General features: G+C 61.6%; 13 protein-coding genes. 5 read left to right on the top strand and 8 right to left on the bottom strand.

Features of this window, described 5'->3' with window-relative positions:
• The first annotated feature begins 8 nt into the window (after window positions 1–8).
• Both atcB and atcC read left to right on the top strand, forming a co-directional pair.
• The gene (gene atcB, locus C3F36_RS12785; RefSeq protein ID WP_010672787.1) at window positions 9–776 is read left to right on the top strand and encodes a cold adaptation protein AtcB; all 768 of its coding nucleotides are present in this window, start codon (window positions 9–11) and stop codon (window positions 774–776) included.
• A gap of 11 nt (window positions 777–787) precedes the next feature.
• On the top strand, window positions 788–1,690 hold the full coding sequence (gene atcC, locus C3F36_RS12780; RefSeq protein WP_104455192.1) for a cold adaptation protein AtcC: 903 nt from the start codon (window positions 788–790) through the stop codon (window positions 1,688–1,690).
• Between the two features lie 85 nt (window positions 1,691–1,775).
• Here the strand turns inward: atcC and C3F36_RS12775 are convergent, their stop codons facing one another.
• On the bottom strand, window positions 1,776–2,099 hold the full coding sequence (locus tag C3F36_RS12775; RefSeq protein WP_104455191.1) for a hypothetical protein: 324 nt from the start codon (window positions 2,097–2,099) through the stop codon (window positions 1,776–1,778).
• 247 nt (window positions 2,100–2,346) lie between these two features.
• On the opposite strand from C3F36_RS12775, the gene C3F36_RS12770 reads away from it, so the two are divergent.
• The gene (locus C3F36_RS12770; RefSeq protein WP_199769717.1) at window positions 2,347–2,598 is read left to right on the top strand and encodes a hypothetical protein; all 252 of its coding nucleotides are present in this window, start codon (window positions 2,347–2,349) and stop codon (window positions 2,596–2,598) included.
• Between the two features lie 148 nt (window positions 2,599–2,746).
• Window positions 2,747–3,121: a hypothetical protein gene (locus C3F36_RS12765; RefSeq protein WP_104455190.1), complete on the top strand. Its 375-nt coding sequence runs from the start codon at window positions 2,747–2,749 to the stop codon at window positions 3,119–3,121.
• 255 nt (window positions 3,122–3,376) lie between these two features.
• On the opposite strand, the gene C3F36_RS12760 is transcribed toward C3F36_RS12765, so the two are convergent.
• Entirely contained in the window at window positions 3,377–4,324 is a 948-nt protein-coding gene (locus tag C3F36_RS12760) for an IS30-like element ISAs2 family transposase (protein ID WP_019706001.1), read from the bottom strand.
• A 318-nt stretch (window positions 4,325–4,642) separates the two neighbouring features.
• On the opposite strand from C3F36_RS12760, the gene C3F36_RS23310 reads away from it, so the two are divergent.
• The gene (locus C3F36_RS23310; protein ID WP_158656109.1) at window positions 4,643–5,374 is read left to right on the top strand and encodes a hypothetical protein; all 732 of its coding nucleotides are present in this window, start codon (window positions 4,643–4,645) and stop codon (window positions 5,372–5,374) included.
• Between the two features lie 52 nt (window positions 5,375–5,426).
• Here the strand turns inward: C3F36_RS23310 and parC are convergent, their stop codons facing one another.
• The 6 genes from parC to C3F36_RS12730 all read right to left on the bottom strand — a co-directional run bounded on the left by parC (window position 5,427) and on the right by C3F36_RS12730 (window position 13,511).
• The gene (gene parC, locus C3F36_RS12755) at window positions 5,427–7,721 is read right to left on the bottom strand and encodes a DNA topoisomerase IV subunit A (protein WP_104455189.1); all 2,295 of its coding nucleotides are present in this window, start codon (window positions 7,719–7,721) and stop codon (window positions 5,427–5,429) included.
• 83 nt (window positions 7,722–7,804) lie between these two features.
• Window positions 7,805–9,715 (bottom strand): DNA topoisomerase IV subunit B, encoded by a 1,911-nt coding sequence (gene parE, locus C3F36_RS12750; RefSeq protein ID WP_039039751.1) that lies wholly within the window; start codon window positions 9,713–9,715, stop codon window positions 7,805–7,807.
• Window positions 9,716–9,828: 113 nt separating this feature from the next.
• A complete protein-coding gene (locus tag C3F36_RS12745; RefSeq protein WP_104455188.1) occupies window positions 9,829–11,832 on the bottom strand; it encodes an FUSC family protein in 2,004 nt (667 codons plus the stop codon).
• Between the two features lies 1 nt (window position 11,833).
• The gene (locus tag C3F36_RS12740; RefSeq protein ID WP_039039753.1) at window positions 11,834–12,700 is read right to left on the bottom strand and encodes an efflux RND transporter periplasmic adaptor subunit; all 867 of its coding nucleotides are present in this window, start codon (window positions 12,698–12,700) and stop codon (window positions 11,834–11,836) included.
• On the bottom strand, window positions 12,693–12,935 hold the full coding sequence (locus tag C3F36_RS12735) for a DUF1656 domain-containing protein (protein ID WP_039039819.1): 243 nt from the start codon (window positions 12,933–12,935) through the stop codon (window positions 12,693–12,695). Before C3F36_RS12735 ends, C3F36_RS12740 begins: the two co-directional genes overlap by 8 nt.
• A 171-nt stretch (window positions 12,936–13,106) precedes the next feature.
• A complete protein-coding gene (locus C3F36_RS12730) occupies window positions 13,107–13,511 on the bottom strand; it encodes a GFA family protein (protein WP_039039754.1) in 405 nt (134 codons plus the stop codon).
• Window positions 13,512–13,528 lie beyond the last annotated feature (17 nt).

Genomic DNA, 13,528 nt, shown 5'->3' with positions numbered 1-13,528 from the left:
GGCAAGGCATGAGCAACAGTCTGATAGAAATTACCGCCATCGAGATCAAAGAGCTGGCCGTCATCGAGCCGAAGCAGGCCAGCGAGAAATTCGAGCTGATCGCCAAGACCATGTCTGACGACCAGCTGGCAGAAGTGATTGAAAACATTGATATCGTTACCCTGACCCAGATCAACGGCCAGCACGACATCTCCTTCCCCTCCATCATCTCCGAGCTGATGACCCCGGAGCGGATCCGCGACATCGTCTGCCAGCAGCCCCTCTACTGGGAAGAGGCGATCAAGAACAACGCCGACGAGCTGCAACAGCACACCTTCGACTTCCTCAACTACCTGATCCGCACCCAGGAGAGCGAAGCCAAGCAGCGGGAGATCCTCGAGTGCGTGGCCGAAGATCCGGCCGGTCTCTTCTACCTCGCCATCCCCTTTATCGAGTTCTATCGCGGCGATCGCTATGAAGAGGACGAGGGCTATCGCGACGTGCTGCACGCCGAAGAGGAAGATCTCGAAGAGTCCCTGCGCTACAGCGAGCGCCAGCAGGCCGAAGACAGCCACGACTACGCGCTGGACGACCCGCGCAGCCTCTTGATGCTCATTCGCGAGCTGGCCCCCGAGGTGGAAAAATCCATCAAGTCGCTGCTGCGCAACGAGCACTCCACCTGGGACGGCATCATCAACAAGTTTGCCGCCGAGCTGGTGATGCAGGCCAAAGAGAAGAACAAGGTCGAGGAAGACGAGTACGGTGACGTCGACGACATGTTCAGCTTTCTGGATTAAGGAGCCCATTCATGCAGTTAGTCATTCGCGATGCCAACCAGGGCCCCTTTCTGACCCAGGTGCTGCGCTTTGGCCGCGACAATGAACGTTTGACCGAGCAACAGCTCGCCGCCATCAAGGGCAAGGCGGTGCTGATGAGCCTCAAATTCGCCGACAAGTACTACAACAAGTACAAGATGCACCTGCTGGAGCAGGCCGCCCACGACGTCATCGGCGTGGTGAGCCTCGGTCTGCAGGAGCTCTCCCAACGGGATCCGGCCAAGGCCCTGGCCCTGCTGCAGGCGCCGGAAGGCCCCATCAAGCCGTTCCAGAAGGGCTGGTCGATGCTCATCACCGTCAGCCCCAAGCAGGCTGGCAACAGCCTATACGGTGACGTGGATGCGCGCCTGCTGGACAAGATCTCCAGCCCCCCCGATGTGGAGGAGTGGCAAGGGTGGCAGGAGTACGAGAAGGCGCTGACCGAGCACAACAAGAGCCGCCTGATGGCGCTCATCGACCAGCACTTCTTCGCCTGCGAGAGCGACCACCCCACCATGGAGGACAAGCTGGCCGAGGCGCTGCTCTACCGCATCCTCTGCGGCAAGGGCAGTGGCGCCGCCCCCCTCAAGGTGAAGCAGGATCTCAAGCGCAAGCTGGCGCGGGAGATTGAGCTCGACGAGGGCTGGTACGACACCGACTACCTCGCCGCCCAGCTCACCCTGATGCTGAGCGCGTTGCCCGCCGACATGGCCGCAGCCCTGCGTCAGGAGCTGAGCCCGGGCTTTGTGCCCAACCTGCTGCATACCCTGGGGTTTGTGCGTCAGTACCAGCAGTTGCAAAAAGAGGACGCCTCGCCGGAGAAGCTCGACAACATGGAGATGCGCGCCGGTCTCAAGCATCCATTGCTCGGCTGGCCCCTCTACCACGACTTCTGATGACGGGCTTTCCCCTTCACTCTGTTCCAACGCCCGGCTTGCCGGGCGTTGTCATCTGTGCAGCTCGCAGATGGCGGCGCCGACCCTATCGGGCAATGGTCCACATGGCGCTCTGCATCCCGGTCTCCCGAAAATCGATCACCACGGGATAGACGTTGTCACAGCCCGTCACCGTCCAGCGCTCCTGCCAGTGGCGACTGCCCGGCTCCCCCTCGGGAAGGTGCAACACCACGGGCACGAAGCGCTCCGGCGCGTCACACCCCTTGGTGGCCACCCAGGATGCGACCCCCACCATGGCATCCCGGATCAACTGCTGATTGGCCAGGGTACCTTCCTGCACGGGTTCACTCGGGCTGGCCTCGGCCTGGCACACCAGGGGAAAAAGCAACAGCAGGGCACAGGGTCTCATCACACCTCCAGAGGGGTCAGTCAAAAAGTGGTTCGTTCGGGGCTTTCATCATGACCCGAAACGGCGCCAGACAGAAGAGGCCACCAGGGGGGAAGCAGGCGCAGGATCCGGGGCGCGGTGGCGTGCACGCAAGGCGGACTACCTCCTAAGCGTCATTGGCCCACATTTTGTCAGGGATATAATGACTCCCCCATACAAGCCGCCGGGGAGCCAGACCGTGAGCAGAAAGCCGGACCGCATGACCGCCATGCAGCAGATCATCGACGCCGTGAAGGCGGAATTTCCGCTCTATCAACCGGATACCTTCAAATGCGGGCCGGACAACACCTGCATCGGCTGCCCCAAGAAGCTGATGGAGCTGGAGGATACGGACCTCTGCTACTGGCAATATCAGATCGATCGCGGCATCCCGCCCAGCTTCGACGAGCTCAACCGCTTCGGCAAGATGTGCAAAAATATCCGCCGGGCCCTGGTGCGCAATGGCCGCATTCCCGCCTGACGAAAAGCAATATGCTGCCTTCATCGGTTTTTTGTGATGGTTTTATCCACCAGAATGAATCACCACCTTATTTAATGGCTAGGCATACCTTGTTCACCGCCTATCGTGCTGATGGCCGACGCAGGTTCATTGCCCCAAGGAGCACTATATGACTCAGGAAAGTATCCAGACCCGCTACACGCTGGATCCCGCCCTTGCCAGCGCCACCGAACTGGAGCAGGCCATCGCCCGGGCCATCGAGGCCAACAAGCAGGACTTCTTCCCCCTGCTGGAGCGGCTGGTGGATGTGGGCGACAGCCGGGTCAAGCTCAGCCAGAAGGATCCCCTGCGGGTGCTGGGGGTGGAACTCGACGAGGCTCGCACCGGCGGCACTGCCCGTCTTGGCTACGAATCCAACTTTTCCGAGAGCTGCCGCCTTATCGACGAATACGACCAGCACCAGACCAGCGTGGCCTTCACCCTCGACGGGGATGCGCTTGTCTTCGACTTTGAGCTGCCCATCGCCTGGAACTTCGACAACTGATTGGCGGCGGTGCCATTCCCCTGGCTTGTTGTACCCAGCGGCGCCTCCCCTCACCCTCTCCCAAGAGGAGAGGGGATCGTATCCCGCCAGCCAACCGGTGTAGCTGTCACACATTCCAAAATTGCTGCGATCTGGGCTCCCTTCTCCCCTTGCGGGAGAAGGGTCGGGGATGAGGGGAGCAAACCATCGACAAGCAGCAGAATGTTAAAGAAAACAGAGGGAAGCGCGAATTCAACTTCGAAGTGCGACACTCGCCTATGCCGCCTGACGGTACTCTTCGAATACCTTGACAGGCTGCCTGAATCCGAGACATTTCCGAGGTCGTAGGTTGAGCCACTGCTCCGCTCTCCTGACATCCTCGTCCGTGACCTCTCTCAGGTCTGTTCCCTTTGGGATAAACTGCCTCAACAGCCCATTGCTGTTCTCGTTCAGACCGCGCTCCCACGAAGAGTAAGGGTGCGCAAAGTAAGTCTCGGCACCCAGCGCTTCCTCTATCGCCTTGTGTTCGGCAAACTCGCCGCCGTTGTCAAAGGTGATGGTATGCACCTGCTCGATGTAGGGCGTTAACATCTCGATTATCGCATCCCGCACCACCCCAGCCTGTTTGCTCGCGACCCGCTTGACCAGATAGAGCCGGCTCTTGCGCTCCACCAGGGTGACCAGTGCACCTGTGCCTTGCTTGCCCAGCACCGTGTCCGCCTCCCAATCACCGAGCCGCTCCCGGCTATCGACGATAGCCGGCCGTTCATCAATAGAGCGGGCTTCCTTGATGGGAGAACGCAGGCTGCTCGCCCCCTTGCGGTAGCGCTTGTGGCCCTGGCGCAGATGGCGGTACAACTGGCCACCCCGGGCTTTGTCGGCGGCCACATGGCGGTATATCCACTCGTGACTCACCATGAGGCCTATCTGCTTGCCCACCGCGCTTATCTGCTCCGGGCTCCACCACCAGGCGAGTGTCAGCTCGACAAACTGGATGACATCGGCAGATAGCCGAGATTTGGCCGCACTGGCCCGTCGGTGGGTGGCGTGCTGATGCGCATTGTCTGGCTGGTAGCCCTGCGGCCCGGCGTTACGACGCAGCTCCCGGTAGAGGGTGGAGCGATGAACGCCAATGGCGCGTGCGGTGGCAAGGATGGACATCCCCTGTGCGCGAAGCACCGATAACTGGTATCGTTGCCCCTCGGTCAACTGCTGATAGCTCATGGTGATACTGCTTTTACTTTGGCGAGCATAAGGGTACCACCAATCAGCAGTTGGCCACCTCTCGCCATTCATCCATGAGTGTCGCACTTATTATCTGAATTCCCGAAGTAGGGTCGATTAGCGAAGCGTAATCGTCCGCACCGCAATCTCGGTGGCTATAGACATAGAGAAGAGATCAGCTGGAGCACCAGCAGAATTACGGCGACCTGTTTTCGCGATCGTCTGATTACGCTTCGCTAATCAAACCTACGGCCCTATATGCCTTAAACTTTTTTAATGTTAACTTATACAAGTTAACATTATTCATAAAGAAATATCATGAATCGATATAATGATATTGTTGAGTTATTAACCGAGGTTCACTTCAACATAACTCGACTTGAAGAAAAGTATGAAAAAGCAAAGAGGGATGAATCGATAAAAGATATCCTCAGACCATTAGTGAAAACGTGCCTAGAGCACCTAAGAAGTGCACTTGAGTATTCCGCACAAGATATTTGGGAATCATATAACAACTGTTCAGCTAAATTATTTTTTCCCTATGGTGAAACTGAAGCGCTATTCAAAGCCAATGTGAAACGAAATCTTCCAAAGCTCCATGAACAGCGAGAGTTATATAATATAGTAGAGTCAATCCAACCACATGCCTGTGGGAACATCTGGTTGATTGAATTATGCAGACAAACTAATTTCAATAAGCATATTTCACTAGGAAGACAGGTGCGCGAGAATTCAAAAGAATCAGTTACTCAAATAGGAGGGCTGATTCGTATGGATTCAAGCAGCACAGTAACATTTAAAGACTGTAATTATAATGGTATGCCATTGGGGTGGGGGAAGCCAGCGGTCATATCAGGAGATATGTCTACCGAGGAAATCCGGAGGAATATAGCAATACCAATCCCGGTATCCCGTGAATTCGAGTGGGTGGAATTTAAATTTGAAAACTCAGAACTCGACACTTTAAATCTTATAAAAAGATCACATGATGAAATCACTCAATATATTGAGCGCCTAAAACTTGAGCTAAGCAAACACAAATACGTATAGATACTTATTCACTTCATAAACAGAAAGGGCGCTTTCGCGCCCTTTCTATTAATTACCCTTCCTGATTTTCCCCGGCTGCCGGTTCGGCACCGGCAGCGGGTTCAATCTCGATACGATCGACGCGCTGCAAACCGCGGGGCAACTTGGCGCCGCGGCGGCCGCGCTCGCCGCGGTAGTAGTCGAGGTCGGACGGTTTGAGGGTCAGCTTGCGCTTGCCGGCAAACAGGGTGACCGACTGGCCCTGCGGGATCACGGCGGCCATCACCACGAACTCCTCCCGCGCCTTCACCCGAGCAGAGGGGATGCTGATGAGCTTGTTGCCCTTGCCCTTGCCGAGCACCGGCAGGGTATTGAGCGGGAACAGCAGCATGCGCCCTTCGTTGGAGATGGCCATGCAGAGATCGGTGTCCGGCGCGCCTATCCTCTGGGGCGCCATGACGATGCCCCCTTCCGGCACGGTCAGCAGCGCCTTGCCGTTCTTGTTCTTACCGATCAGGTCGTCATATTTGCAGACGAAGCCGTAACCGGCGTCAGAGCAAATGAGATACGGCTCGCCCTCGTTCCCCATCACCAGATGGCGTACCTCTTCCCCGGCCCCCAGCGCGAAGCGGCCGGTGAGCGGCTCGCCCTGACTGCGGGCGGAGGGCAGAGTGTGGGCCTCCAGCGAGTAGGTTCTCCCCAGGGTGGAGAGGAATACCGCCTGCTGGTTGCTGCGGCCATGGGCGTGGGCCAGATAACCGTCCCCCGCCTTGTAGGAGAGACCTTCCACATCCACGTCGTGGCCCTTGGCGGCGCGCACCCACCCCTTGTCGGAGAGGATCACGGTGACCGGCTCGCTCGGGGTGAGCTCCTTCTCGGTCAGCGCCACGGCGGTGGCACGCTCCACCAGCGGAGTGCGGCGATCGTCACCGTACTTCTCGGCATCCGCCAGGATCTCTTTCTTGAGCAGGGTGCTGAGACGGCGCTCGGAACCCAGGATCAGTTCCAGCTTGTCGCGCTCTTCCGCCAGTTCATTCTGCTCGGCGCGCAGCTTGAACTCTTCGAGCTTGGCCAGGTGGCGCAGTTTGAGCTCGAGGATCGCCTCGGCCTGGGTCTCGCTGATGTTGAAGCGCTCCATCATCACCCGGCCCGGCTCCTCCTCGGTGCGGATGATCTCGATCACCTCGTCGATATTGAGGTAGGCAATGAGCAAGCCTTCGAGGATGTGCAGGCGGGCCAGCACCTTGTCGAGACGATACTGCAGGCGGCGGCGCACCGTCTCACGGCGAAAGCTCAGCCACTCGGTGAGGATGGTCTTGAGATCTTTCACCTGGGGCCGGTTGTCCAGACCCAGGATGTTGAGGTTGACCCGGTAGTTCTTCTCCAGATCCGTGGTGGCGAACAGGTGGGCCATCAGCCCCTCCACGTCCACCCGGTTGGAGCGCGGCACGATCACCAGACGGGTCGGGTTCTCGTGGTCCGATTCATCGCGCAGATCGGTCACCATGGGCAGCTTTTTGGCCACCATCTGGGCGGCGATCTGCTCCATGATCTTGGCGCCTGAGGCCTGATGGGGCAGCGCGGTGATGACGATGTCGCCATCCTCCTCGCTCCACACCGCCCGCTGCTTGATGGAGCCCTTGCCCGTCTCGTAGATTTTGCGGATGTCGTCGCGGGGCGTGATGATCTCGGCGTTGGTCGGGTAGTCCGGCCCCTGTACATGGGCCATCAGATCGTTCAAACCGGCGTTGGGATTATCGAGTAGCGCCACGCAGGCGTGGGCCACTTCCCGCGCGTTGTGGGGCGGGATATCGGTCGCCATGCCCACCGCGATACCGGTCACCCCGTTGAGCAGGATGTGCGGCAGACGGGCGGGCAGCACCACAGGCTCTTTCATGGTGCCGTCGAAGTTGGGCGTCCACTCCACCGTGCCCTGGCCGAGCTCGGAGAGCAGCAGCTCGGAGAAGCGCGACAGCCGCGCCTCGGTATAACGCATGGCGGCGAAGGATTTGGGATCGTCCGGCGCCCCCCAGTTGCCCTGACCGTCCACCAGCGGGTAGCGGTAGGAGAAGGGCTGGGCCATCAGCACCATGGCTTCGTAACAGGCGCTGTCGCCGTGGGGGTGGTACTTGCCCAGCACGTCACCCACGGTACGGGCGGACTTCTTGTGCTTGGACAGCGCCGACAGCCCCAGCTCGCTCATGGCGTAGATGATGCGCCGCTGCACGGGCTTGAGGCCGTCGCCGATATGCGGCAGGGCCCGATCCATGATGACGTACATGGAGTAGTTCAAGTAAGCCTGTTCGGTAAAGGTGCGCATCGGCTGGCGCTCCACCCCGTCCAGACTGAGCTCGATAGCATCACTCATGTGATTATCTCTTTCGGTTCGGGAGCCGCCACAGGGCGACTCCGGCTAAATGCTTGCTGGCCCTGTCCGGGCCAGCCGACGGCTTAGATGATGGCGAGGTTGCCCTTCTCTTCCAGCCATTCGCGACGATCACCGGCGCGCTTCTTGGCCAGCAGCATGTCCATCAGTTGCAGGGTCTCGTCCCCATCTTCCCCTTCTGCCCCCCCTTCCGCGCCCATGGTGAGCTGCACCAGGCGGCGGGTGTTGGGATCCATGGTGGTTTCCCGCAGCTGCTTGGGGTTCATCTCACCCAGCCCCTTGAATCGGGTCACCATCACCTTGCCCTTCTTCTTCTCGGCTTCGACCCGTTGCAGCACGCCGTTCTTCTCGTCCTCGTCGAGGGCGTAGAAGACCTCCTTGCCGATGTCGATACGATAGAGGGGCGGCATGGCCACATAGACATGGCCCTTTTCCACCAGGGCGCGGAAGTGCTTCACAAAGAGGGCGCAGAGCAGGGTGGCGATGTGCAGACCGTCCGAGTCCGCATCCGCGAGGATGCACACCTTGCCGTAGCGCAAGCCACTGAGGTCGTCGGAGTCGGGGTCGAGCCCGATGGCCACCGAGATGTCGTGCACTTCTTGCGAGGCGAGCACCTGACCGGCCTCCACCTCCCAGGTGTTCAGGATCTTGCCGCGCAGGGGCATGATGGCCTGGAATTCGCGGTCGCGCGCCTGCTTGGCACTGCCGCCCGCGGAGTCACCCTCCACCAGGAAGAGCTCCCCTTGCATGGGATCGGCGCAGCCGCAGTCGGTCAGTTTGCCGGGCAGGGCCGGGCCTTGCGTTATCTTCTTGCGCACCACCGTCTTGGCGGCGCGCATCCGGCGCTGGGCGCTGGAGATGCAGAGCTCCGCCAACTGTTCGGCCAGCTCGGTGTTGCTGTTCAAGTAAAGGCTGAAGGCATCCTTCACCACGCCCGACACGAAGGCCGAGCTCTGGCGGGACGACAGTCGCTCCTTGGTCTGCCCTGCAAACTGCGGGTCCTGCATCTTGATGGAGAGGATGTAGGCGCAGCGATCCCAGATGTCTTCCGGGGTCAGCTTGACCCCGCGGGGCAAGAGGTTGCGGAACTCGCAGAACTCGCGCATGGCATCGAGCAGCCCCTGGCGCAGGCCGTTGACATGGGTGCCACCGAGCGCGGTGGGAATGAGGTTCACATAGGATTCGGCGAGGCACTCGCCCCCTTCCGGCAACCAGCACAGGGCCCAGTCCACCGCCGACTGCTCGGAGCTGAAAGAGCCGACGAAGGGCTGCTCCGGCAGGCAGGTGAACTGCTTGACCGCATCGATAAGGTAATCCTTGAGGCCGTCTTCGTAGCACCACTCCAACTTGATGCCGGTGTTCTTGTCGAGGAACTTGATGGTGAGGCCCGGGCAGAGCACGGCCTTGGCTTTGAGCAGGTGCTCGAGCTTGGAGACCGAGAAGCGCGGCGAATCGAAGTAGCGCGCCTCTGGCCAGAAGCGCACCCGGGTGCCGGTGTTGCGACGGCCGCAGGTGCCGGTGATGGTCAGCTCCTGCACTTTCTCGCCCCGCTCGAAGGCGATGTCATAGACCTGGCCGTCCCGGCGCACCGTCACCTCGACCCGATCGGAGAGGGCGTTCACCACGGAGATCCCTACCCCGTGCAAGCCGCCGGAGAACTGATAGTTCTTGTTGGAGAACTTGCCCCCCGCGTGCAGCTTGCAGAGGATCAGCTCCACGCCGGAGACCCCTTCCTCCGGGTGGATGTCCACCGGCATGCCGCGACCGTCGTCGATCACCTCGAGGGACTGATCCTCGTGCAGGATCACCTCCAGATTGCGGGCGTGACCCGCCAGCGCCTCGTCGACGCTGTTGTCGATGACCTCCTGGCCGAGGTGATTGGGCCGGGTGGTGTCGGTGTACATGCCGGGGCGGCGACGCACCGGTTCAAGGCCATTGAGGACCTCAATGGCATCCGCATTGTATTGAGTGGACATGGAGGGCCTTGCGAATTGACGTTTGGGGGGAATCTTACTCGCTGGGAGGGCCCGGGACAAATGGGGCGCTCGCAAAGGGTGATCCAGAGGGGCTCCGGCCTCCCCGCCCGGGATCAGGCGGGTTCCCCGGGCAGGGCCTGCACAAGCTGGGAGAGGGAGCAGTGGAGTCGCCACACCAGCCCCGCCAGAGCCCGGGCCGCCGGATCTGCATGTTCCCCCAGCCCCAGGCTGATGCGGTCCAGCTCCGCCAGGGTGCGCCCCAGGGTCTCGTGTTGCACGCCCCCTTCGGTCAGAATCCCTTTCAGGCAGCGCAGACAGCCGTCCCGCACCAGATAGAGGGCCGGATCCCGGCTGCGCCAGAGCCTGAGCTGCCAGACGATATGGCTGCAATTGAGCAGCACCACGCCCCAGCGCAGCACCCAGAGCCGGGCCCCCTGATCCTGACTCTGGCTGAGCTGGCTCACCGCGTGATAGACCCGGGATTCAAACTCCCCCTCGCTCTGATGCGGGGCCGGGGCCAGCTGGTCCACGAAATCCCGCCGCAGACGATGCATCAGGCGGCGGCTCTTGCGCCGATCCGAGCTGGGCCTCAGGAGCTGGAACGCCAGTCCGGCGCTCATCACCCCCAGTGCCTGCGCGAGGCTGCTGTTGACGAAGGCGAGGTAGTCGTAGCTCGGCGGATTGGTGATGGCGAGGAAGGAGCCGAGCAGCACGATGAGCTGGCCCCAGAGCGCCGCCCCCTGGGGTCGCTGCAATTTCAGCAGTTGCAGGGTGATGAGAGCGGGGAACAGCAGGGCGCAGAAGATCCAGAAGTCGTCGATGCGGATCATCAGCCCGAACTTGACCCCGAAGCAGATAAAGCTGAGCAGCACGATGGCCTTGAGCATGGTCTGGGCCCCCTTGGCCGGGGCCGGGGTGGCGGAATAGAGCACGCAGCAGATGGCGAGCAGGGTCAGGGCCGCAGCGCCCGCATCCCACTGGGTGTGGATCCAGAAGGTGCAGCCCAGCATCACGCAGAGGAAGGTACGCCCCCCGTTGTAGGCCGCCTCCAGACCGTCGGTGTGGCTGGTCAGAGAGCTGTGGCGCGGCGGCGCCGGCCACTCCTGACCATCGTGGCGGGCCAGCCTTTCCAGCCAGCGCTGACACTCCAGGTAGCTCCAGCAGAAATGGCGTAGCCGCAGCCAGAAGGCCTGACAGCGATAATCGTCCCCCGAACAGGCCACGAAGGGCGCCATCAGGCGGGCGATGCGCAGCTTGTCGCAGCCCCCCTGTCCCAGCTCCCGCAGCACGGCGGCCAGCATGGGGGCCGGGTCGACTGCGCCCTCTGGCCAGTGTTGCAGCATGCGGCGCAGCCCCGAGATGAGGCTGACCATCCTCAGCTGGCGATGGAGCAGATAGTTCAGCAACTGGTTGTGGCGGCGCAGGCGGTGGTGGCTCCAGACGGCCTGGATGCGCAGCACGTTCAGGGTGAGGATCTGACCGATCACCCCCTCGTGGGCGGTGCGCACATCGGCGCCCGTCTCCCCGAGCCAGAGCAGCTGGGCATGTTCCAGCAGCCGGGTCTGGCTCTTGCCAAGGGAGTCCAGCAGGGTCTCGCCATCGGAGAAACTCGGCAGGATCATCATCATCAGGCCGCCGCAGAGGATGCCGACGATCACCTCGCTCACCCGGGCCTGGGCGATGTCGAAGATATGCTGCGGGTCGGTCAGGTTGACGCAGGAGAAGGCGATGATGGCGGCGGTATAGCCCGCCAGGGCGAAACCGTAGGAGACGTTGTTCTGATGGTGGTTGGAGATGTAGGTGCAACCCCCCAACCAGAGGGCGATAAGCAGGCTGAAGAGCCAGGGATCACCGATGCCAAGGCCGGTGATCATCACCGCCGCCATGGCGCCGATGAGGCTGCCCACCACCCGCCCCAGGCTCTTGCTGATGACGCCCCCCACGGTGGGAAAGCTCACCACGGCGGCGGAGGTCATGGCCCAGTAGGGAGAGTCGAGTTGCAGCACGAACGCCAGCCAGAGCGACAGGCACATGGCAAGGGCATTGCGCAGGGCATAACGCCACTGGCCGCCGTTGGCCTTGCCCCAGGGGGTCTGGCGCCAGAGCGAGGGGATCACTCTAGTCCCCTATGGTGATGGTGCAGGTCGTGCCCGCGATCAAGACCAGATCCGGGGGAATCGCCAGCAGCCTGATCCGCACTGGCACCCGCTGGGCCAGACGCACCCAGGGCACGTTCGGCTTGACGTCGAGCAGCAGCCCCTCGCTGCCTTCCAGGCTCTGATCATGAATGGCGCGCCCTATGCTTTCCACCTCCCCCCTGAGTACCCGATCCCCGCTGTAGAGCACCACCTCGGCCGGTTTGCCGGGGGCGATGTGCCTGAGCTTGGTCTCTTCGAAATAGCCCTGCACATAGAAGGAGTGGGTGTCTATCAGGGCCACCAGGGGCACCCCGGCGGTGGCGTAGTTGCCGACCCTGGCCTGCAGATTGGTGATGTAGCCGTCGCTCGCGGCGTGGACCTCGGTCCGGGCAAGGGACCATCTGGCCTGCTCCAGATTGGCTTGGGCCACCTCATAGGCCGCCTTCATCGCCTGGGCATTGAGCCTGGACTCATCCACCGCCTCGGCGGAGATGACGGTGCGGGAGAGGCTCTGGCGACGGTTCGCCTCGTGCTCCGCCTTGTCGAGATCCGACCTGGCCTTGGCCAGGGCCGCGCTGGCGTTGTCCAGCGCGATGCGATAGGGCTCGGGATCCAGAGTGAAGAGCAGGTCCCCCGCCTTCACCAGCTGGTTGTCCTTGACCCCTATCCTGACGATCTTGCCCGACACCTGGGGCGTGATGCTGACCAGCTCGGCCCTCACCTTGCCATCCCGGGTCCAGGGACCCTGCATGTAGTCGTTCCACAGCCACCAGAGCGACACCAGCGCCAGGGCAAAGACCAGCAGGGTGGAGAAGTATTTGAGGGTCGCAAGGGGTGATTTAGCCATGTAGCAATATCCATAGGGCGCCGCTGACGGCGAGGATGAAGAGGGAGAGATCCATCAGCAGGGGGTGCCACACCTCGCCGCCGTAGAGCCAGTCCCGCAGCAGATGGTGCAGTGGCAGCCAGCCCAGCAGGCCGAGCAGCACGGCCTTGAACAGGGGCGGAAAGTAGAGCGAGGCCCCGAGGATCAGATCCGGCAGCGCTGAAGCAGTCGTCACGGGTGTGCCCCCTGTTGGCAGAGATGGAATGAAGAGAGAGGCCGGGGTCCGCCGGGAGACGGACAGGGCAAGGTTAACACAGCCATTGCGGGGGCTACACCAGCAGATGACCCCCTGAGGCGTCGTCACGGGAGTGGCGCGGCAACGCCTCGCCCGTCCTCTCCGCCACCCGTCGGGGCAGTCACCTCGCGTTCAATCGGCTACGGTATCTGCTGGGTGATGCACCCCGTCGCGGGTCGGCACCTCTCCCAGATCGAACGGGTTGACCCCCTCCAGACAGGCGAGGTTGTAGCCATATTCCGCCGGATTGGATCGGCGCTGGTGATGGGTGTAGATGCCGCAGACGCTGCAAAAGTAGTGTTTCGCGGTGCGGGTGTTGAACTGGTAGCAGCGAAGCGCCGCCTCCCCTTGCAGGATGCGGATGCCGGAGAGCGGCACCGAGGCGACGATGGCCCCACGCCGCCGACAGAAGGAGCAGTCGCAGCGGCGCGGATCCACCACGCCATCCGGCAGGGTCAGCTCCAGCACCACGGCGCCGCAGTGGCAGCTCGCCTTGTGTTTCTTCTGGATGGGGGTATTGCCGATGCGTGTGATCATGCTGCCTCCTTGCCGCA

The sequence above is a fragment of the Aeromonas sp. ASNIH2 genome (assembly GCF_002934795.1).
GTDB classification, from domain to species: Bacteria; Pseudomonadota; Gammaproteobacteria; order Enterobacterales; family Aeromonadaceae; genus Aeromonas; species Aeromonas caviae.
Note: the sequence above shows the minus strand (reverse complement) of the source record. Positions and strands in the feature narration are given on the sequence as shown.